The sequence below is a fragment of the Nocardia niwae NBRC 108934 = DSM 45340 genome, from assembly GCF_001613465.1.
GTDB lineage: Bacteria > Actinomycetota > Actinomycetes > Mycobacteriales > Mycobacteriaceae > Nocardia > Nocardia niwae.
On the sequence record NZ_BDCK01000016.1, the window covers coordinates 338,369 to 358,127 of the forward strand.

A 19,759-nucleotide genomic window follows, 5' to 3' on the forward strand; every position below is an offset into this window, starting at 1 on the left:
GGGACGGAAATCGGTTGCGTGGTGATGGCGAGCGCCCAGTGCGGAGGGCGGGGGCCACACCCGCACTACCCTCGCAGCTGACACAGGGGACCCGATAGGGTATCGGCAAAGCGTGTGACATGGGCGGACGGGCTTCCCCGGCGTCGTACTGCCATGGCGAACCAGCATGACGGAGGGCCTTCGATGGGGTTGTTCACGAAGCGCAAGCGGCGGCCGAGCCGCAGGGCCGAGGCGAAAGCCCTCAAGCACAAGGCCGCGATCGAGGCCAGGCTCGCCGCGAAGAACGACCGTAAGGCACGTCGCGCCGAGGCCCGCACCCAGCGCAAGGTGGCCAAGGCGCAGATCGCGGCGTTCCAGGCGGAGGAGAAGGCGGCGCTGAAGGTGGCCGCCAAGGCCGAACGGGATCCGTTCAGCGCGAGCCAGGTGAAGAAGTACCTCGGCGTGGCGCGGGTGCTCATCCCGGTGCTCGCACCGCTCGCCTACCGCGGCGCCACCTTTCTGCGCGGGCAGTTGGACACCCGCCGCGCGCAGCAACTCGGCGTCGGCATCGACCAGCTCGGCGACTTCAGCGGCCACGGCGCCAAGCTGCAGGCGCGCATCACGAATGCCGAAGCGGCGCTGGCGAAGATCGGCGCACAGAACGGCGGCGCACAGAACGGCAAGGACAAAGGCGAGACGCAGAAGTTCGTCACCGCCACCAAGGACCGCCTCGGCAGCCTGACGGCCGCCGTGCACACCTCCGATCAGATGCCGGCCAACCGCCGCCGTTCGGTGCACGCGTCGATCTCCCACGAGCTGTCCGGCATCGAGTCCGACATCCTGGCCCGGCTCGGCGTGCGCTGAGCGTCCGCGTCCCGATGTCCCAGCACCCGATCACCGGCCGGCTGCGTGGTGGCCTGGTCGGCGTGCTGGTAGGCGCGATGGCGGTGGCAGCACACGGTGCGGCGGGTGGAGGAGCGCCCGGCTCCACCGAGCTCACGCTACTGCTGCTGATCGCCGCCGGAGTCGGTTCGGCCGCGGGAACCGTGCGGGCGCACCCGTCCGTCGTCGCCGGGTTGCTCGGCGCCGGTCAACTGCTCAGCCACGCCGCCCTGTCGGTTCTGCTCGGCCACGATCACGCCGAAACCGGCTCCAGCGCACTGTCTTCTCCGCTGCCGACGGGATGGATGGTGCTCGCGCACACCGTCGCGACGATCGGCTGCGCGGCGCTGATCCTGCTCACCGAGCGGCTCTACGCCGCTGCCTCCGGCGCACTACGCGCGATATTCGCGCCGCCGCGGCGGGCGCGGATCGTCAGCGCGCCGCTCTGGCCGGATTCCGGCCTTCCCCCCTATCGCTGTGCTCCACTCGGTGCGCTCGGCCCGCGTGCGCCGCCGGTGTCGGTCTGATCGCCCGGTACACCCTTCCCTTCGCACAGGAGGCTTCAGCATGCACAGCTCCCTTTCGCGCGCCGTCGGAACGACGGTCACCACAACGGCACTCGTCCTGCTCGCCGGCGGCACCGCCGCGGCCCACGTCACGGTGGACGCTCCCGGCGCGACACAAGGCGGATACGCCGTCGCCACTTTCCGGGTGCCCACCGAATCGGACACCGCGAGCACCACAGCGCTCACCGTCACCCTGCCCAACCTGAAATCGGCTCGGACCGAGCCGATTCCCGGATGGTCGGCCAAGGTCGAACGCAACGACAAGAAAGAGGTCACCGGGATCACCTGGACCGCGGACCCGGGCGCGCCGGGAATCCCGCCCGGTCAGTTCCAGCGCTTCGCGGTATCCGTCGGGCCCCTGCCCGCGCAGGATTCGGTGAGCTTTCCCGCCAAGCAGACCTACTCCGACGGCAAGGTGGTCAGCTGGGACCAGCCGGTCGAGAAGGACGGCGACGAACCCGAACATCCGGCCCCGTCGGTCACCCTGGCCGCCGGGAGCGAGCATTCGGACGGGCACAAAGTGAGCAGCGAAGCCGCGGACGAGGACTCCGATCACGAGGACGAGACAGCCCGCTGGCTCGGCGGGATCGGTCTCGCGCTCGGACTGCTCGGTGTCGCGCTCGGCCTCGGCAACGTCATCCGCGGACGTCGCGCATGAGCCGCCGACTCCTCGCCGCCCTCGTCGCGGGCCTGTTCCTGCTCGGATTCGGCATCGCCGCCACCGGTGTCGCCGCCGCGCACTCCGCGGCCACCGGAAGCGTCCCGGACGACAACGCCACGGTGGACGCCGGGCCGGAGCGCGCCAGCGTGACGTTCAACGAGGCACTGCAGCCCAGCTTCCCGTCGCTCACCGTCGTCGGACCGGACGGCAATCTCTGGTCCAAGGGTGATCCCGTGGTCGAAGGCAATACGGTCAGCGTCGTCTTGGGCGAGCTGGGCCCGGTCGGCGAATACACCATCGCCTATCGGGTGACCTCGGCCGACGGTCACCCCGTCAGCGGCAAACGGCACTTCACGCTCAGCAAGCCGGGCAACGGCACGCCGGGACCGAAACCGAATGCCCGGGCTCACGACAGTTCCGACGGTTCCGACGGAATTCCGCTGTGGGTGTTCGTCGCGGGGGCGGTCGTGCTGTTCGGTGGCGGACTAGCGTTCGCGTTGTTCGGCGGCAGGAGCCGCGACCAGAAGCGGTGAGCGACGTGAAGACCGGCGGCCGGGGTGGCGCGCGACGCGCCCCCGGCCGCATGCCCTGGCCTGCGCTGCTCCTGGCCCTCCCGGCCGGGTTGCTCGGCGTCGCACTCGCCTGGGTCCTGATCCTGCCGGTCCCGCTGCCCGGCGAGGCCGTGGTCCGGATGGTGGCCGACGGCGTCGGGGCGACCGCGCTCGGATTGGCGGCGCTGCCCCGAGTGACGCCGCGGTTGACGACACCGTGGCGGCTGCTCGCGGCGCTCGCCGGAGTCTGGGCGGTGGCCGAGTTCGCCGTGCTGATCTTCGAAGCAGCCGAGGTGGTCGGCGTGCCGGTGCGCCAACTGGGCGCGGACGAGTTCGGCACCTACCTGGTCGACGTCAGCGGCGGGCAGGTGGGGATCGCGATCCTGGTCGGCGTCGCCACGGTGGCCTGCGGGTCGGCGCTCGCCTTCCGGCGGCCCGGGTCCGCCTCCGCCGACCTGGTGCTGGTGTTCGCGGCGGTCGCGCTGGCGTTGCGGCCGATCACCGGGCACATGTCGCAGCAGGCGTTCGGATCGGTGCTCGCCGCGGTGCACGCCCTCGCGGCGGGCGCCTGGTTCGGGTTGCTGATCGCGCTGGCGCTGGTCGTGCGGACCCGCGGCGAGTGGGCGGTGGTGCTGCCGAGGTATTCGGCGGTGGCGCTGCCCTTGGTGGCGGTCGTGGCGGTGACGGGGCTGCTCAACGGGCTGGTCCGGGTCGGAGGGGTGGCTCCGTTCGTCAGCACCGGCTACGGCCGGATCCTGCTGGCCAAGACCGTGGTATTGCTCGCGTTGCTCGCTCTCGGCTGGTGGTGGCGGCGCAGCTGGGTGCCGAAGGCGGCCGACCACCGGATGGACGCGAACGACTCGCTGCGCCGCGCGGTAGCCGAGGTGATCGTGATGGCGCTCGCCTTCGGCCTCGCCGCCACCCTGGCGGTGACAGCCTGAGCCGGATCTCCGCGCCCCGGTTACTGTCTGCGCATGACCGAAGTGAAGATCGTCGAGGATTGCGTGGCCTCGGCCGAGTCCGCGTTCGCGTATGTGAACGACTACCGGAACCTGTCGCGGTTCCTGCACGGCATCCAGTCCTTCACCCCGGTCGGCGAGCAGACAGAAGGGGTCGGCGCCACATTCGACGGGCACATAAAGCTCGGGCCCGCCTCGCTGAAGTCGCGGATCCGGGTGATCCGATGGGAGCAGAACTTCGCGATCGGCGTCGAGTCGATCAAAGGTTTCGACGTCGAGTCCACGTTCCTGTTCCACGCCAAGGGCGGCGACTTGTGCACCGTCGACGCGATCGTGGACTTCCGAGTGCCAGGCGGTCTGGCGGGACGAGCCCTCGGTAAGACCATCGAACCGTTCGTGAAGATCGCCGTGCAGCACACGACGCACAACTTGGTAACCCAGATCGCCGCGTTCCACGCCGGCCGTGTTTGATCGGCCGCGAGGCGGCGGACGCGGTTGCGCCGGGGGCGGACTCGGTTGCGCCGGGGGCGGCGGGGTCGGGATGCTGGAAGCGTGAGCGCTACACCCTCGTTCGGACAGCGGGTCGGCTATATCTTCGGCCGCACCCTGCCGGAATCGATGTCCGATTGGGTGCGGGAGGATCTGGTCGGACCCGGCGCCACGCGGCGCTATCTGCTGCGATTCCTGGTGCCCGTGCTTCCGGTACTCATGCTTTTCCTGCTGCTGCCCGGCCCGTTGTGGATGGGTCTGGCGATGATGGCGCTGCTGTACATTCCGCTGATCTACTTCACCGTGGCGCTGCTGTACGTCTACCGGCGCCATCGGCTGATCAAACATGGTCTCGATCCCGCGCTCGCGGACGCCGACGCCCGCCGCCGGGACGAGCGCGAGCGGGTCGACTACGAGCGCAGACACGGACGCGGGTGAGCCACGCCGGAAGCTAGCGGTGACTTATACCACAGGAATAGCCTTGTGGTATGAACACCCCCACGTTTCGGCAGCGCGTCGCCTACGATCTGGGCCGCGAGCTCCCCGAGGAGCTGCACGAGTGGGTCATCCACGACCTCGTCGGGCACGGGGCCATGGAACGCTATCTCGTCCGCTTTCTCGGGCCGATCATCCCGTTCTTCGCCTTGGTGCTGCTGTTCCCCGGCCCGATGCCCCTGAAGATCGGCTTGATCGTGATGATGATCGTCCCGCTGGTCGTCTTCACGGTCGCCCTCAGCTACGTGTGGCGCCGCTTCCGCTTGGTCCAGCACGGCCTGAACGCCGAATTGCTCGACCACGGCAAGTGCACCGAACACGACCGCGACCTGTACGAACTGCGCTACGGCCACCGATAACGCGGCCCTTCGCACACGCGCGTGGACCGACCACGCGCGCCGGTTACGGACGCCCACGAACAGAGCGATGCTGCGCGAACACCCCAGCTCGAGGGGGGCCGCGAACACCCGGCGCCGCAGGCGCTGGAAAATAACACCGTGACCGAATCGCAGAATGTAACCGCCACCGCCGACCTGGCCGACGAGATCGGCCCGGAGATTCGCAGCTGCGACACGCAGTTCATCCAGTTCGGCGGGCGGACGGCGTTCTCCGGACGCATCACCACCATCCGCTGCTTCCAGGACAATCTGCTGGTCAAGCAGACGCTCGGTGAGCCGGGCGAGGGCAAGGTGCTGGTTGTCGACGGCGGCGCGAGCGTGCACACCGCCCTGGTCGGCGACATCATCGCCGGGCGCGGCGTGGAGAACGGGTGGGCAGGCGTCGTCGTCAACGGCGCGGTTCGCGACTCCGCCATCCTGCGCACCCTGGACATCGGCATCAAGGCGCTGGGCACCAATCCGCGCAAGAGCACGCAGACCGGCAGTGGTGACCGCGATGTACCGGTGGAATTCGGCGGGGTGACGTTCGTGCCCGGCGACATGCTCTACAGCGACCACGACGGCGTCGTGGTGCGCGCCGAGGACTGAGTCGGTTCGGCGGCATCCGGACCACGCCGGCCGCCGTCGGCCGTCACGCGGACACGATCGCCTTGTGCCCGGCGAGCGCGACCACGTCGCCGATGTGCAGTTGCCGCCCGCGCCGCAGTTCCACCTCGTCGTTCACCCGCACCAATCCGGCGGCGATCACCGTCTTCGCCTCCGAACCCGAGTCGATCAGGTTGGCCAGCTTCAGAAACTGGCCGAGCCGAATAACGTCGTCATCGATCGGTACTTCGACTGGTTCCGACATGGGGTAAATACTTACTCCCCCATCCCAACTCGCCGAACACCGCCCCACATGCCGAGCGATCTTCGGGCAACTCGAACCGCGGTCGGGCATCGCCCGGAATTCCGACCCGCTGCGACCGCGTGTATCGAATTCGCTCCGATTCCCTGCGCCCGTCGCGCGGTCGGCGCGGAATCATGAATGTTCATCGCACGCTCCGACCTGCGGCAAACTCCTCCCGATGAAGTACCGCCCGCGCAGACACCGCACAAACACGCGCCCCGCAGGCTTGGCAAATCCGACACACTCACGTACACACTGGTTCCGTGACCTCCACGCAAGCCCAGCAACACCTCGATACCGCACCACGCGCGGATAAACCGACTCCGCCGGTTCCCCACCGGGGTCACGGACGACTTTCGGAAGTGCCGCATATCGCGGGATTGACGCTCGGTGTATTCGCGGTGCTGTGCTTCCTCTGGAGCCTCTCGCCCGGACTGCGTTTCCTGACCCAGGTGCCGCGCCGCTATATCGATACCTATTACTTCGACGCGCCCGACACGAACCTGATGTGGGCGCTGGTCGTCGGGCTTATGGCAGGCGCGATCGCCAGCCGAAAACGGATCGCCTGGTGGTTGCTGGTCGGCTATCTCGCGATCTACGCGGTGGTCAACGGCGTCACCTTCGCCGATCGGGGCAGTATCCACGCGCTGGTGGCGATGGTGCTGCACCTGGCCACGATCGGCGTGCTCATAGCGGCTTGGCAGGAGTTCTACACCAAAGTCCGCAGCGGCGCCGGATGGAAGGCGCTCGGCGTGCTGGCCGGCGGCCTGGCCATCGGCGCGCTGCTCGGATGGGGCCTGGTGGAACTGTTCCCCGGGAGCCTCCCGCCGGGCGTGCAGCGACCGGGCTGGGCGGTCTATCGCGTGACCGCCGCGGTGCTGGCGGACAACGAGCACTTCGACGGGCATCCGCCGCCGTTCGTCAACTTCCTGCTCGGCCTGTTCGGCGCGGTCGCCCTGCTGGCCGCGGTAGTCATCCTGCTGCGCTCGCAGCGCGCGGCGAACGCGATGACCGGCACCGACGAGTCGGCCCTGCGCGGTTTGCTGGAGCGCTCGGACGTGGAGGATTCGCTCGGATACTTCGCCACCCGCCGGGACAAGGCGGTCGTTTTCGCGCCCAGCGGCAAGGCCGCGGTGACCTATCGCGTGGAGCTGGGCGTGTGCCTGGCCAGTGGTGACCCGGTCGGCATCCGCGAGGCCTGGCCCCAGGCGATCGATGCCTGGCTGCGCCTGGCCGATCGTTTCGGGTGGGCTCCGGCGGTGATGGGCGCGAGCGAACTCGGCGCGACGGCGTACCGGCGCGCGGGCCTGTCCGCGCTGCGCCTCGGCGACGAGGCCATCCTGGACACCAGGAACTTCTCGCTGGCGGGACCCGAGATGAAGCCGGTGCGTCAGGCCGCGAACCGGCTGCGCAAACACGGCGTGGCGGTCCGCATCCGCAGGCACCGCGACATCCCCGCCGACGAGTTCGCCCGGATCATCGCCCGCGCCGATGCCTGGCGCGACACCGAGACCGAGCGCGGCTTCTCCATGGCGCTGGGCCGCCTGGGCGATTCGCTGGACGGCGACTGCTTGCTGGTCGAGGCCGTCAACCCGCAGGATCGGGTGCTCGGCATGTTGTCGCTGGTGCCGTGGGGCCGCACGGGCGCTTCGCTGGAGCTGATGCGCCGTGATCCGGGCGGGCCCAACGGCGTGATGGAGCTGATGATCTCGCAGCTCGCGCTGAACTCCGAGCAGTACGGCATCACCAAGGTGTCGCTCAATTTCGCGGTGTTCCGCTCGGTGTTCGAGGAAGGCGGGCGGATCGGGGCCGGTCCCGTGCTGCGCTTGTGGCGCGGCGTGCTGCTGTTCTTCTCCCGCTGGTGGCAGCTCGAGGCGCTGTATCGGTCGAATGTGAAGTACCAGCCGCACTGGGTGCCCCGCTTCTTCCTGTTCGAAGAGCGCAGGCAGCTTCCGCGCGTCGCGGTGGCCAGCGCGCTGGCGGAGGGATTCCTGCCCCGGTTCGGCAAGGAGCCCGACACCGCCATCCACACCGGCGAGCATGTCGCGGTGCCCGCCACCGTGACCGGCCTGCACGCCGACGGCAGCCCGCCGGACATCACCGAGGCCGAGGCCGAGGAGCAGCTGCCACGCAGGCCGGAACAGGTCCGCGTGCGCATGGACAAACTGGCGCGCTTGACCGATGCCGGGATCGATCCCTACCCGGTCGCCTATCCCCCGACGCACACCGTCGCCGACGCGCGGCGTTCCCCCCGGGGAACCACGGTGCGGGTCTGCGGCAGGCTGCTGCGCATCCGCGACTACGGCGGCGTGATCTTCGCGGTGGTCCGCGACTGGACCGACGACATCCAGCTGGTCATCGACCGCGACCGGGTCGGCACCGCGCGCAGCGCCGAGTTCGGCGAGTTCTTCGATCTCGGTGATCTGATCGAGGTGAGCGGGCAGATCGGGGCGAGCAGGCGCGGTGAGCTCTCGCTGCTGGCGGCGGACTGGCGGATGCTCGGCAAGTGCCTGCACCCGTTGCCGGACAAGTGGAAAGGACTGGCCGATCCCGAGGCCAGGGTGCGGCAGCGCTATGTCGACATGGCGATCAACACCGAGATCCGCGAGGTGCTGGCCAAGCGAAGCGCGGTGGTGCGGTCGCTGCGGGACTCGCTGAACTCGCTGGGTTTCCTGGAAGTGGAGACGCCGATCCTGCAGCAGGTGCACGGCGGCGCCAACGCCACGCCGTTCGTCACCCATATCAACGCCTACGACCTCGACCTGTACCTGCGGATCGCGCCCGAGCTGTATCTGAAGCGGCTGTGCGTCGGCGGTATGGAGAAGGTGTTCGAGATCGGGCGGACCTTCCGCAACGAGGGCGTCGATTTCAGTCACAACCCCGAGTTCACCATCCTGGAGGCCTACGAGGCGCACAGCGACTACGAGCGGATGATGCACACGTGCCGGAGGCTGATCCAGAATGCCGCGATCGCGGCCAACGGCGCCATGGTCGCCCTGCGGCCCAACGGCGACGGCACCTTCGAGGAGGTGGACATCTCCGGCGACTGGCGGGTGCAAACGGTGCACGGCGCGGTGTCGGAGGCGATCGGCGCCGAGATCACCTCCCGGACCGCAGTCGAGGAGCTGCGCGAACTGTGCGAGAAGGCCGGTGTGCCCTATCAGCACGGATGGGACGCCGGCCAGGTGGTGCTGGAGATGTACGAGCATCTGGTCGAATCCCGCACCGAGGAGCCGACGTTCTACATCGACTTCCCGACTTCGGTATCCCCGCTGACCAGGCAGCACCGCCGCATTCCCGGCGTCACCGAGCGCTGGGACCTGGTCGCCTGGGGCGTCGAACTCGGTACCGCCTACAGCGAACTCACCGATCCGGTGGAGCAGCGCCGCAGGCTCACCGAGCAGTCGCTGCTCGCGGCCAACGGCGACCCGGAGGCGATGGAACTCGACGAGGACTTCCTGCAGGCGCTCGAGCACGCGATGCCGCCGACCGGCGGACTGGGCATGGGCGTGGACCGGATCGTCATGCTGATCACCGGCCGCAGCATTCGCGAGACATTGCCTTTCCCCTTGGTGAAACCGCGCTGACCGGGCCTTCGGCCTGGAAGGGTACGCATCGAGCGAATCGGCCCGCTACCCTTGGAGATTCGGCTCCGGGAGGAGGCCGCGACACCAAAGGGGTTCGGACATGTACCTTGACCTGCTGACCAACGCCAGTCTGCTGGACCACACCGTATGGGCCAGCCCCGACACGTGGAACTCCGCGCTGGAATTGGCCGCCAAGAAGAAGAAGAGCAGGGGCGGCGGCGGCCTGATCATCGGTGCGATCTGCTGCCTGCTGGTCGTCGCTCTGATCATCGGCGGCATCTACTTGCTGGCGAAGCGCAGGAAGAACAACTAGGCAGACACTGACGGCCCGGCTCGCTCGATACGAACCGGGCCGTCATTTCGCCCCATCGCCGCTGTGTGCTGAAACGCGCTCGGCGGGCCGAGTCGGCATCCCCAGCGGTTCGCGGACCACGCCACCCGGGCGGGCCTGGTTCAGCGGAGTGATTCGCCCGAACCGAGCCGCACCGACCGTCTCGCCAGCTGATCGACCTGTCGAGATCGATGTCCATATCCAGTTCGTAGACCCCGTGCGGTTGTAACCGCTGGCGAGTGAGCAGGAGCTTCGGTCGACTCCGCTGTCGGGGTGAGGTTATTGGATGCGGAACCTCCCCCGACCCTCGGGCAGGCCCTGACTGCGCCGGATTTTCTACAGGTTGATGCGGAAGTGGATCGGCTGGGTGGTGCCGCCGATGGAGACGGTGTCCTCGGGGATCGTCGATGCCTGGACGTCGGCGGTGTAGAAGCATGCCGTCGAGGCGGTGATCTCCGGCGCGGTGACGCTCACCGCCCCGTCGGGGCCGACCGTGACCGGCAGCGGAGTATCGATTCCGGTGTTGGGGCAGCTATAACGGACGATACCGCCAGGCGCCAAACCCACCCCCGAAGGGAAACCCAGGGTGATGGTCTGGCCGGCGGCAACCGTAATGTTCGCCGACACCGTGAACGCCAGCTGCGTGGTCACCCCTGCCGTCATCACCACCGGATCCGGGGCATCCTGAACAACCGAGAAGACGACAGCCTCCACCCGCCGCGCCCGATGGTTGAGGATTTCGGCGATGTAGAGGTTGCCCGCCCCGTCCAACGCCACACCGAACGGGTAGTGCAGTTCGGCGTTGACGGCCGCCGTTGTAGCCCCCGGTGCCGGTACCCGCCACCGTGGTGATGACCCCGGCTGGATCGACCCTGCGCACCCGCTTGTTGCCGGTGTCGGCAATGTAGAGGTTGCCCACCCCGTCCACCGCCACACTGCACGGTTGCTTGAGTTCGGCGTCGATGGCGGGCCGGTTGTCGCCGTTGTAGCCCTCGGTGCCGGTACCGGCCACCGTGGTGATGAGACCGAAAGCGATAGCTGCTGTGTTCTTGGAATCCTCCCTCTTGTCGAGTTCCGGATAACGACGGTGCATCACAAGTGCTGTGAGGGCACCGCTTCGTGGTGCCCTCACGCAGGAAATACCCCCAAACCCGGAATCACCCCACAGACAAGAAGTTCCCGACAAATACCCGGTCTGACCCTGTGGTGACGCGGTTGCGCCTACGAAGGGTTATCCACCCCGAGAACCTCGAGTAGGTCACCCCTGATGAGCCGGACGTAGGGTCGATGGGGCCGGATGGAGTGGGTAACGGGCATCCGGCAGAGTGGGTGCGTGCAGTTGATTCTCGTTCGCCATGCCCAGCCGGTTCGGATGCTGAGTTCGGGTGGGCCCGCCGACCCGGAGTTGGCCCCGGTGGGGCTGGAGCAGGCCGAGCGGGTGCCCGCGGCGCTCGGTCATCACCAGATCTCGCGTGTGGTGAGCAGCCCGCAGCGCCGGGCCAGGGAAACGGCGGCGCCGACCGCTGCGAAGCTGGGTCTCGGCGTCGATGTCATCGATGGGCTCGCCGAATACGATCGCGATCTGCCCGCCTATATCCCCATCGAGGATGCCAAGGTCGAATTCCGCGACGCCTATGACCGCATCAAGGCCGGGCATCTTCCGGTGCAGGTGGACGGGGCGGCGTTCAAGACCAGGGTGTACGCCGCCGTCTCCGATATCGTCGCGGCCACCGATCCGGCGGACACCGTGGTCGTATTCGCACACGGGGGTGTGATCAATGTGCTGCTGCAAGAGGTTCTCGAGCTGGAAAGGCCGTTGACCTTCCCTATCGACTACTGCTCGATCACCAGGATCCTGTTCTCCCGCACCGGTCGCCGAACGGCGGCCACCGTCAACGAGAACGGACACGTCTGGGATTTGTTGCCCCGCAATATCGCTCCGCGCTGATCATTCACAGCCGATTGCCAGGCCGGTCGCACCGGTATGCCAGTGACGGAATCTTCGATAGGACTGGTGAGCCGCTCCCGACAGTGGTTCACGGTTCGAGAGAAAGGAATTCCGTGTCGCTCTCCAAAACCGCTACGCCGCTGCGGCGTCTGGTCCGGGTCACCGTGGCCGGCGCGCTGATCGCCGTCCCGCTCGCGGTCCTCGCTGCGAACGCATCCGCCGAGACCCCGGCCGACCAGGGTCAGGTACAGCTGGCGGACGCACCGCAGCAGGGCGCCGACATCGATGGCCGGCCCCGCCATTTCGAACACCATGAACGGCACGACGGCCCGCGCCGTGGTCCCGACGGCCACCCGGGCGACGGCCCGTGGCGGGGTGGTCCGCCGCAGCAGTTCCAGCAGTTCCTGCCGCCGACCGGCTCGAGCTAGCCGGCGGTCCACATCGAAAAGGGCCCACCTCCGAGTTCGGAGGCGGGCCCTGTGGTTTCGATCAGGCTCAGGCCATGCCCGCGATCCAGTTGTGCATCCAGGAGATGGCGGTCTGACCGCCACCCACGGGGTAACTGCCGTACAGGGTGTGCGCCTGCGACTTGTAGAAGCGCTCCAGGTCCTTGGCCCGCTGCTGGTTGGCCGAGTCGGTCAGCTGCGCCTGCAGCGTCGGGACACCACCCGAGCTCATCAGGTCGCCGATGATGTTGCCCGCCTCGATCTGGTAGCGCCACATGTTGGCGGGGTTGGCGTCCGACGCCTGCGCGAGGAACCCGGCGAATCGCGTGACGAAGTCCTCGGTCGCGGTCGCGCAGTAGAGGTCGTCGAGCGCGCAGATGGTGCGGGTGCGATCGCTGACCCAGCCGAAGCCGCCGACCCGGGGGCCGCCCGCGCCCGCACCGGGAGCGACCGGGCCGACCTGGGTGTCGGTGGGCGAACGGCGCGGATCGGAGATCAGACCGACGCCGGCGACGCGATCGGCGGGCACGACGCTGAGGCCGGTGCCGATCTCGGCGGCCAGATCACCGGCGGCGTCCGCGCCCTGGCTGTAGCCGACCAGCGCGATCTTGGTCGCGCCGCACTGCTGCGCCATGTTCGCGATCAGACCGCGTGCGTTGTCGACCGCCTCCTTCTTGGAGTTGCCGTAAACCTCACCCTCCCAAGGGAAGGCGGTCGCGGCATAGGTCACGTAATCGACCTCCGTGGAGGACGGGAGACCCCGAGTGACGCCGGCCAGCATGCCGGGTTGCGGGGTTTTGTCCCGTCCGGTCTCCCAGGTGCCCGGGATCGCCACCACGTACAAGCTCGGGCAACCGGGAGCGGCGCTCGCCGACCCACTGCCGAAAACCAAGCCGGACATCACGGTCGCGGACGCGCCCAGAGCCGCGACGACCTTCTTCCACTGCATACCGCTCCAAACCTCGCCCTCGTCGAACTTCCCGCCGAGTTGCCGCGTCAATGCTGAACTCTCCGGATGTCGTTCCAGTGCACGCCGGGTGAACACCATCACCCGACCGGTATGACGTGCACCCAAGAACCGCATCCCAAGATCAGCAGCACGCCGGAGATCACAATAAGGCCACGCACGCCGCAATGCCATTCGAACCTTGCAGTGTGTCGGATTTCCGTTGCCGGTGCGACTCGAAGCCGGGAAATCGAGGGGGCGGAATGTCCCGTAGACGCACGAAGGCGCCTGTGGACGAGTTGTCCACAGGCGCCGTCGTTTCCGCTCCGGTAAGAGAGGGGACCTAGCGCTGAGCCACCATGGTGGGGGTGATCGGCGCCGGGAGGGCGGTCTCGCCTTCCAGGTACCGGTCCACGCCCGCGGCCGCGGCGCGGCCCTCGGCGATGGCCCAGACGATGAGCGACTGGCCACGGCCCATGTCACCGGCGACGAAGACGCCGGGCACGTTGGTCGCCCAGTTCTTGTCGCGCTGCACATTGCCGCGCTGGTCGTAGCCGACGCCGAGATCGGTGAGCAGGCCCGGCTTCTCGGGACCGACGAAGCCCATGGCCAGCAGCACCAGATCGGCCTCGAGGGTGAAGTCGGTGCCCTCCACCTTCTCGAACCGTCCGTTGACCATCTTGACCTCGTGCGCGTCCAGACCGGTCACCTTGCCATCCGCGCCGACGAAGCGCTCGGTGTTCACCGAGAACACCCGCTCGCCGCCCTCCTCGTGCGCCGAGGAAACCCGATACATCAGCGGGTAGGTCGGCCACGGGGTGGACGCGGCCCGCTCCTCCGGGGGACGGGGCATGATCTCGAACTGGTGCACGCTGGCCGCGCCCTGCCGGTGCGAGGTGCCCAGGCAGTCGGCGCCGGTGTCGCCACCGCCGATGATGACGACCTTCTTGCCCTTCGCGTGGATGGGCGGCAGGCCCTCGTCGTCGGTGACATCGTCGCCGAGCTGCACCCGGTTGGCCCAGGGCAGGAACTCCATGGCCTGGTGGATGCCGTCCAGGTCGCGGCCCGGGATCGGCAGGTCACGCGCCAGGGTCGCGCCGCCGGCCAGCACGATCGCGTCGAACTTCTCGCGCAGCTGCTCGGCGGAGATGTCGACGCCCACGTTCACGCCGGTCTTGAAGATGGTGCCCTCGGCCTCCATCTGCGCGAGGCGGCGGTCGATGAAGCGCTTCTCCATCTTGAATTCCGGGATGCCGTAGCGCAGCAGACCACCGATGCGGTCGGACCGCTCGAACACGGTCACGGTGTGCCCGGCGCGGGTCAGCTGCTGCGCCGCGGCCAGACCGGCCGGGCCGGAACCGACGACGGCGACCTTCTTGCCGGTGAGGCGGGTCGGGTAGACCGGGGTCACCCAGCCCTCGTCGAAGGCGTTCTCGATGATCTCGACCTCGACCTGCTTGATCGTGACCGGATCCTGGTTGATGCCGAGCACGCAGGACGCCTCGCACGGCGCCGGACACAACCGCCCGGTGAACTCCGGGAAGTTGTTGGTCGCGTGCAGCCGGTCGATGCCTTCGCGCCAGCGGTCCTTGTACACCAGGTCGTTCCACTCGGGGATCAGGTTCCCCAGCGGGCAGCCGTTGTGGCAGAACGGGATACCGCAGTCCATGCACCTGCTGGCCTGGGTGCTCAGGGTCTCGTGGGAGAACTTCTCCTCGTAGACCTCTTTCCAGTCCATCAGGCGCAGCGGCACCGGCCGCCGCTTGGGCAGTTCGCGTGCGGTGTGCTTCAGAAAACCCTGGGGGTCAGCCACGAGCGGCCTCCATAATCGCCTCGTCCACGTCCTTGCCGCTCTTCTCAGCTTCGGAGATGGCGAGCAAAACCTTCTTGTATTCGCGCGGCATGACCTTCACGAAGTGGTTCACCTGCTGCGACCAATCGCTCAGAATGCGCTCGGCCACGACGGAACCGGTCTGGTCACGGTGCTGGGTGATGATGTCGTGCAGCCAGGTGAAGTCGTCACCGGCCAGCTGCTCGACGGCGTCGGCCTGTTCCGGGTTGAGCCTCGACGCGAAGGTGCCTTCCGGGTCGAAGACGAACGCCACGCCGCCGGACATACCGGCGCCGAAGTTGCGGCCGGTCTCGCCCAGGATGACCACCCGGCCACCGGTCATGTACTCGCAGCCGTGGTCGCCCACGCCCTCGACCACCGCGGTGGCGCCGGAGTTACGGACAGCGAACCGCTCGCCGACCACCCCGCTGAGGAACACCTGGCCGCTGGTCGCGCCGAACAGGATCACGTTGCCCGCGATGATGTTGCGCTCCGCGGCGAACTCGCCCGGCGCGTTCAGCGACGGGCGCACCACCAGCCGGCCGCCGGAGAGGCCCTTGCCGACATAGTCGTTCGCGTCACCCTGCACGCGCAGCGTGATACCCGCGGGCACGAAGGCGCCAAAGCTGTTGCCCGCCGACCCGGTGAAGGTGATGTCGATGGTGTCGTCGGGCAGGCCCGCGCCGCCGTAGAGCTTGGTCACCTCGTGGCCGAGCATGGTGCCGACGGTGCGGTTCACGTTCGTGATCTTGGTCTCGAACTTCACCGCCTGGCCCCGCTCCAGCGCGTCGCGGCTCTGCACGATCAGCTGCTGGTCCAGCGCCTTGTCCAGGCCGTGGTCCTGGGACTTGGTGCAGCGGCGGTCCTGGAACATGAACGCCGTCTCGACGTCGTCCAGGATCGGCGACAGGTCCAGCTTGCTGGCCTTCCAGTGCTGCTTGGCCCGCGAGGTGTCGAGCAGGTCGACCCGGCCGATGGCCTCGTCCAGCGTGCGGAAGCCCAGCTGCGCCAGCAGCTCCCTGACCTCCTCGGCGATGAACAGGAAGAAGTTCTCGACGAATTCCGGCTTGCCGGTGAACCGTTCGCGCAGCACCGGGTTCTGCGTCGCGACGCCGACCGGGCAGGTGTCCAGGTGGCACACCCGCATCATGATGCAGCCCGAGACCACCAGCGGCGCGGTGGCGAAGCCGTACTCCTCGGCGCCGAGCAGCGCGGCGATCATCACGTCGCGGCCGGTCTTCATCTGGCCGTCGACCTGCACGACGATGCGGTCGCGCAAGCCGTTGAGCAGCAGCGTCTGCTGGGTCTCGGCCAGGCCGAGCTCCCAGGGACCGCCCGCGTGCTTGAGCGAGGTGAGCGGCGAGGCGCCGGTGCCGCCGTCGTGACCGGAGATCAGCACGACGTCGGCGTGCGCCTTCGAGACGCCCGCCGCGACGGTGCCGACGCCCGGCTCCGCGACCAGCTTCACGTGGATGCGCGCCTGCGGGTTGGCGTTCTTCAGGTCGTGGATCAGCTGCGCCAGATCCTCGATCGAGTAGATGTCGTGGTGCGGCGGCGGCGAGATGAGGCCGACGCCCGGCGTCGAGTGCCGCACCTCGGCGACCCACGGGTACACCTTGTGCGCCGGAAGCTGGCCGCCCTCGCCGGGCTTCGCGCCCTGCGCCATCTTGATCTGGATGTCGGTGCAGTTGGTCAGGTAGTGCGCGGTCACGCCGAAGCGGCCGGAGGCCACCTGCTTGATGGCGCTGCGCCGCCAGTCGCCGTTCTCCTCCGGCTCGAAGCGCGACGGCGACTCGCCGCCCTCACCCGAGTTCGACCGGCCGCCGAGCCGGTTCATCGCGATCGCCAGGGTCTCGTGCGCCTCGGCCGAGATGGAGCCGTAGCTCATCGCGCCGGTGGAGAAACGCTTCACGATCTCCGAGGCGGGCTCCACCTCGTCGATCGAGATCGGGCTGCGCGCGTTGCCCTTGAACTTGAACAGGCCGCGCAGCGACGCCAGGCGCTCGGACTGGTCGTCGACCAGCTTGGTGTACTCCTTGAAGATCGAGTACTGGCCGGAGCGGGTGGCGTGCTGCAGCTTGAACACCGTGTCCGGGTTGAACAGGTGGTATTCGCCCTCACGCCGCCACTGGTACTCACCGCCGACCTCGAGTTCGCGGTGCGCGCGCTCGTTGCGGTTCTCCAGGAACGCGACCCGGTGCCGCTGCGCGACGTCCTCCGCGATCTCGTCCAGGCCGATGCCGTCCAGATGCGAGCGCAGACCGGTGAAGTACTCGTTCACCAGCTCCTGCGACAGGCCGATCACCTGGAACAGCTGGGCGCCGTTGTAGGAGGCCAGCGTGGAGATGCCCATCTTGGACATCACCTTCAGCACGCCCTTGCCCGCGGCCTTGTTGTAGTTGGCGACCGCCTTGCGGTAGTCGGCGGCCAGGTCGCCGGTGCTGCCCGGCAGTTCCAGCGCGCCGCGCTCGAGCATGTCCTCGATGGTCTCGAAGGCCATGTAGGGGTTGATCGCGGCGGCGCCGAAGCCGACCAGGGTGGCCATGTGGTGCACCTCGCGGGCGTCACCGGCCTCCACGACCAGGCCGACCTTGGTGCGGGTGCGCTCGCGCACCAGGTGGTGGTGCACCGAGGAGGTCAGCAGCAGCGACGGGATCGGCGCCAGCTTCTCGTTGGACTCGCGGTCGGACAGCACGATGATCCGCGCGCCGCCGTCGATGGCGGCCGACACCTGGGTGTTGATCGCCTCCAGCGCCTTGCGCAGGCCCTTGCCGCCCTTCTTCACCGGGTACAGGCCGCGCACGACCACCGAGCGCAGCTCCGGGTGCGATCCGTCGTCGTTGATGTGCACGAGCTTGGCCAGCTCGTCGTTGTCCAGGATCGGCTGCTCCAGCGCGATCATGTTGCAGGACTCGGGCCCCGGGTGCAGCAGGTCGGCCTCCGGGCCGATGTTGCGCTTGAGGCTGGTGACCACTTCTTCCCGGATCGCGTCCAGCGGCGGGTTGGTGACCTGCGCGAACAGCTGGGAGAAGTAGTCGAACAGCAGGCGCGGACGCGCCGACAGCACCGCGATCGGGGTGTCGGTGCCCATCGAGCCGAGCGCTTCGCCGCCGGTCTTGGCCATCGGCGAGATCAGCAGGTTGAGCTCCTCGGTGGTGTACCCGAAGATCTGCTGGCGGATCAGCACGCGGTCGTGCGACATGTGCACGTGCGGGCGGTCGGGCAGGTCGGCGAGGCGGGAGACGCCCGCGTCCAGCCACTGCTGGTACGGGTGCTCCGCGGCGAGCTGGGACTTGACCTCCTCGTCGCCGACGATGCGGCCCTGGGCGGTGTCGACCAGGAACATGCGGCCGGGCTGCAGGCGCGCCTTCTGGACCACCTTGGACGGGTCGATGTCGAGCACGCCGACCTCGGAGGCCATCACGACCAGGCCGTCGTCGGTCACCCAGATGCGGCTCGGCCGCAGGCCGTTGCGGTCGAGGACGGCGCCGACGACGGTGCCGTCGGTGAAGCACACCGACGCGGGGCCGTCCCACGGCTCCATCAGCATCGAGTGGTACTCGTAGAACGCCCGCCGCTGCGGGTCCATGGTCTCGTTGCGTTCCCAGGCCTCGGGAATCATCATCAGCACGGCGTGGGGCAAGCTGCGGCCGCCGAGGTGCAGCAGTTCCAGCACCTCGTCGAACCGGGCGGTGTCGCTCGCCCCCGGGGTACAGACGGGGAAGATCTTCTCCAGCCGGTTCTTGCCCGCGGAGTCGACGCCGAACACGTCGCTGCGCAGCAGCGCCTCGCGGGCGCGCATCCAGTTCTCGTTGCCGGTGACGGTGTTGATCTCACCGTTGTGCGCCACCCGGCGGAACGGGTGCGCCAGCGGCCAGGACGGGAAGGTGTTGGTGGAGAACCGGGAGTGCACGATGCCCAGGGCGCTCTCCACCCGGGAGTCCTGCAGGTCCAGGTAGAACGCGCGCAGCTGCGGCGTGGTGAACATGCCCTTGTAGACGAAGGTCTGGCCCGACAGGCTCGGGAAGTAGACCGACTCCCTGCCGACCGCACCCTCACCGGCTCCGGCCGACCCCAGCTCGCGCTCGACCCGCTTGCGCACCACGTAGGCGCGACGCTCCAGATCCATATCCGACAGCGGATCGGAAGCGTTCTTCGGCGAGGCGATGAAGATCTGCCGGAAGCTCGGCATGGCGTCGCGCGCCAGCGCGCCCAGCGACGTCTCGTCGATCGGGACCTCGCGCCAGCCGAGGACCTCGAGGCCCTCTTCCTTGACGATCTTCTCCACGCCGTAGGCGGCGCGCGCGGCTTCGCGACGGGCCTGCGGCAGGAAGGCGATGCCGGTGGCGTAGGAGCCCTCCGGCGGCAACTCGAAGTCCACGATGGCGCGGAAGAAGCGGTCCGGGACCTGGATCAGGATGCCCGCACCGTCACCGCTGTTGGGCTCGGCGCCCGCGGCGCCACGGTGCTCCAGGTTCAACAGAGCCGTAATAGCCTTGTCGACGATGTCGCGGCTGCGGCGGCCGTGCATGTCGACGACGAATGCGACGCCGCAGGCGTCGTGCTCGTTCGCCGGGTCGTAGAGCCCGATGGGTCCAGGTGACCGGTGGCCAGGAAGTTGCGTCATGCCTCTGCCTTCAAGAAAGTCGGCCTTCGAAGAAAACGGCCTTTCGCCGAACGCCTCCGTACAAGACTGCGCCCGTACGTTCCGAAGCCAGCCGCGCTGATGGTCTTCGGCGTGCAGTCAGGTCTGCAGTTGTCTCCACCCGCTTCTGTGACGTAGTGGGTGCCCTTCGGTAAC

18 protein-coding genes and 1 pseudogene are annotated in these 19,759 nt (G+C 68.3%); 13 read left to right on the top strand and 6 right to left on the bottom strand.

Annotation, left to right across the window (positions count from 1 at the left end):
* The first annotated feature begins 183 nt into the window (after positions 1-183).
* From NNI01S_RS08750 to rraA, 9 genes are all read left to right on the top strand, one after another.
* Positions 184-843: a DUF6474 family protein gene (locus NNI01S_RS08750; protein ID WP_063019310.1), complete on the top strand. Its 660-nt coding sequence runs from the start codon at positions 184-186 to the stop codon at positions 841-843.
* A gap of 14 nt (positions 844-857) precedes the next feature.
* Entirely contained in the window at positions 858-1,388 is a 531-nt protein-coding gene (locus tag NNI01S_RS08755) for a hypothetical protein (RefSeq protein WP_063019312.1), read from the top strand.
* Between the two features lie 40 nt (positions 1,389-1,428).
* Positions 1,429-2,085, top strand: coding sequence for a YcnI family copper-binding membrane protein (locus NNI01S_RS08760; RefSeq protein ID WP_063019314.1), 657 nt, complete (start codon positions 1,429-1,431; stop codon positions 2,083-2,085).
* The gene (locus NNI01S_RS08765; RefSeq protein ID WP_063019316.1) at positions 2,082-2,621 is read left to right on the top strand and encodes a copper resistance CopC family protein; all 540 of its coding nucleotides are present in this window, start codon (positions 2,082-2,084) and stop codon (positions 2,619-2,621) included. Before NNI01S_RS08760 ends, NNI01S_RS08765 begins: the two co-directional genes overlap by 4 nt.
* A gap of 50 nt (positions 2,622-2,671) precedes the next feature.
* Complete coding sequence (locus tag NNI01S_RS08770; RefSeq protein ID WP_063019472.1) at positions 2,672-3,580, top strand: CopD family protein; 909 nt, start codon at positions 2,672-2,674, stop codon at positions 3,578-3,580.
* Between the two features lie 33 nt (positions 3,581-3,613).
* Complete coding sequence (locus NNI01S_RS08775) at positions 3,614-4,069, top strand: SRPBCC family protein (protein WP_063019318.1); 456 nt, start codon at positions 3,614-3,616, stop codon at positions 4,067-4,069.
* A gap of 81 nt (positions 4,070-4,150) precedes the next feature.
* The gene (locus tag NNI01S_RS08780; protein ID WP_157114660.1) at positions 4,151-4,525 is read left to right on the top strand and encodes a DUF5313 family protein; all 375 of its coding nucleotides are present in this window, start codon (positions 4,151-4,153) and stop codon (positions 4,523-4,525) included.
* A gap of 50 nt (positions 4,526-4,575) precedes the next feature.
* The gene (locus NNI01S_RS08785) at positions 4,576-4,941 is read left to right on the top strand and encodes a DUF5313 family protein (protein ID WP_063019322.1); all 366 of its coding nucleotides are present in this window, start codon (positions 4,576-4,578) and stop codon (positions 4,939-4,941) included.
* Positions 4,942-5,079: 138 nt separating this feature from the next.
* Positions 5,080-5,568 (top strand): ribonuclease E activity regulator RraA, encoded by a 489-nt coding sequence (gene rraA, locus NNI01S_RS08790; protein WP_063019474.1) that lies wholly within the window; start codon positions 5,080-5,082, stop codon positions 5,566-5,568.
* Between the two features lie 43 nt (positions 5,569-5,611).
* Here the strand turns inward: rraA and NNI01S_RS08795 are convergent, their stop codons facing one another.
* Entirely contained in the window at positions 5,612-5,830 is a 219-nt protein-coding gene (locus tag NNI01S_RS08795) for an RNA-binding S4 domain-containing protein (RefSeq protein ID WP_039794186.1), read from the bottom strand.
* Positions 5,831-6,132: 302 nt separating this feature from the next.
* Between NNI01S_RS08795 and lysX the strand changes: the two genes are divergently transcribed.
* Positions 6,133-9,456: a bifunctional lysylphosphatidylglycerol synthetase/lysine--tRNA ligase LysX gene (gene lysX, locus NNI01S_RS08800; RefSeq protein ID WP_063019325.1), complete on the top strand. Its 3,324-nt coding sequence runs from the start codon at positions 6,133-6,135 to the stop codon at positions 9,454-9,456.
* 100 nt (positions 9,457-9,556) lie between these two features.
* Positions 9,557-9,769 (top strand): hypothetical protein, encoded by a 213-nt coding sequence (locus tag NNI01S_RS08805; RefSeq protein ID WP_063019327.1) that lies wholly within the window; start codon positions 9,557-9,559, stop codon positions 9,767-9,769.
* A 354-nt stretch (positions 9,770-10,123) separates the two neighbouring features.
* On the opposite strand, the gene NNI01S_RS08810 is transcribed toward NNI01S_RS08805, so the two are convergent.
* Together NNI01S_RS08810 and NNI01S_RS36660 are read right to left on the bottom strand one after the other, a co-directional pair.
* Positions 10,124-10,564 (bottom strand): hypothetical protein, encoded by a 441-nt coding sequence (locus tag NNI01S_RS08810; RefSeq protein WP_063019329.1) that lies wholly within the window; start codon positions 10,562-10,564, stop codon positions 10,124-10,126.
* A gap of 67 nt (positions 10,565-10,631) precedes the next feature.
* Positions 10,632-10,880: pseudogene (locus NNI01S_RS36660) on the bottom strand (NHL domain-containing protein); the annotation flags it as partial.
* A gap of 240 nt (positions 10,881-11,120) precedes the next feature.
* Between NNI01S_RS36660 and NNI01S_RS08815 the strand changes: the two are divergent.
* Both NNI01S_RS08815 and NNI01S_RS08820 read left to right on the top strand, forming a co-directional pair.
* Positions 11,121-11,735 (top strand): histidine phosphatase family protein, encoded by a 615-nt coding sequence (locus NNI01S_RS08815; RefSeq protein ID WP_063019476.1) that lies wholly within the window; start codon positions 11,121-11,123, stop codon positions 11,733-11,735.
* A gap of 113 nt (positions 11,736-11,848) precedes the next feature.
* The gene (locus NNI01S_RS08820; RefSeq protein WP_063019331.1) at positions 11,849-12,163 is read left to right on the top strand and encodes a hypothetical protein; all 315 of its coding nucleotides are present in this window, start codon (positions 11,849-11,851) and stop codon (positions 12,161-12,163) included.
* A gap of 67 nt (positions 12,164-12,230) precedes the next feature.
* Here NNI01S_RS08820 and NNI01S_RS08825 read toward each other — a convergent pair whose 3' ends face one another.
* The 3 genes from NNI01S_RS08825 to gltB form a co-directional block, all read right to left on the bottom strand.
* Positions 12,231-13,130 carry a cutinase family protein gene (locus tag NNI01S_RS08825; protein WP_063019478.1) on the bottom strand — a complete coding sequence of 300 codons (900 nt, stop codon included), beginning with the start codon at positions 13,128-13,130 and terminating at the stop codon, positions 12,231-12,233.
* Between the two features lie 340 nt (positions 13,131-13,470).
* Positions 13,471-14,940, bottom strand: a complete 1,470-nt coding sequence (locus NNI01S_RS08830; protein WP_063019333.1) for a glutamate synthase subunit beta — start codon at positions 14,938-14,940, stop codon at positions 13,471-13,473.
* Complete coding sequence (gltB, locus tag NNI01S_RS08835; protein WP_063019335.1) at positions 14,933-19,585, bottom strand: glutamate synthase large subunit; 4,653 nt, start codon at positions 19,583-19,585, stop codon at positions 14,933-14,935. The genes NNI01S_RS08830 and gltB overlap by 8 nt, the downstream gene beginning before the upstream one ends.
* Positions 19,586-19,759 lie beyond the last annotated feature (174 nt).

Bases quoted from the DNA above. Each gene is read 5' to 3' on its own strand.
- NNI01S_RS08750 (WP_063019310.1), top strand. From the start codon at position 184: ATGGGGTTGTTCACGAAGCGCAAGCGGCGGCCGAGCCGCAGGGCCGAG.
- NNI01S_RS08755 (WP_063019312.1), top strand. From the start codon at position 858: ATGTCCCAGCACCCGATCACCGGCCGGCTGCGTGGTGGCCTGGTCGGC.
- NNI01S_RS08760 (WP_063019314.1), top strand. From the start codon at position 1,429: ATGCACAGCTCCCTTTCGCGCGCCGTCGGAACGACGGTCACCACAACG.
- NNI01S_RS08765 (WP_063019316.1), top strand. From the start codon at position 2,082: ATGAGCCGCCGACTCCTCGCCGCCCTCGTCGCGGGCCTGTTCCTGCTC.
- NNI01S_RS08770 (WP_063019472.1), top strand. From the start codon at position 2,672: ATGCCCTGGCCTGCGCTGCTCCTGGCCCTCCCGGCCGGGTTGCTCGGC.
- NNI01S_RS08775 (WP_063019318.1), top strand. From the start codon at position 3,614: ATGACCGAAGTGAAGATCGTCGAGGATTGCGTGGCCTCGGCCGAGTCC.
- NNI01S_RS08785 (WP_063019322.1), top strand. From the start codon at position 4,576: ATGAACACCCCCACGTTTCGGCAGCGCGTCGCCTACGATCTGGGCCGC.
- NNI01S_RS08795 (WP_039794186.1), bottom strand. From the start codon at position 5,830: ATGTCGGAACCAGTCGAAGTACCGATCGATGACGACGTTATTCGGCTC.
- NNI01S_RS08805 (WP_063019327.1), top strand. From the start codon at position 9,557: ATGTACCTTGACCTGCTGACCAACGCCAGTCTGCTGGACCACACCGTA.
- NNI01S_RS08825 (WP_063019478.1), bottom strand. From the start codon at position 13,130: ATGCAGTGGAAGAAGGTCGTCGCGGCTCTGGGCGCGTCCGCGACCGTG.
- gltB (WP_063019335.1), bottom strand. From the start codon at position 19,585: ATGACGCAACTTCCTGGCCACCGGTCACCTGGACCCATCGGGCTCTAC.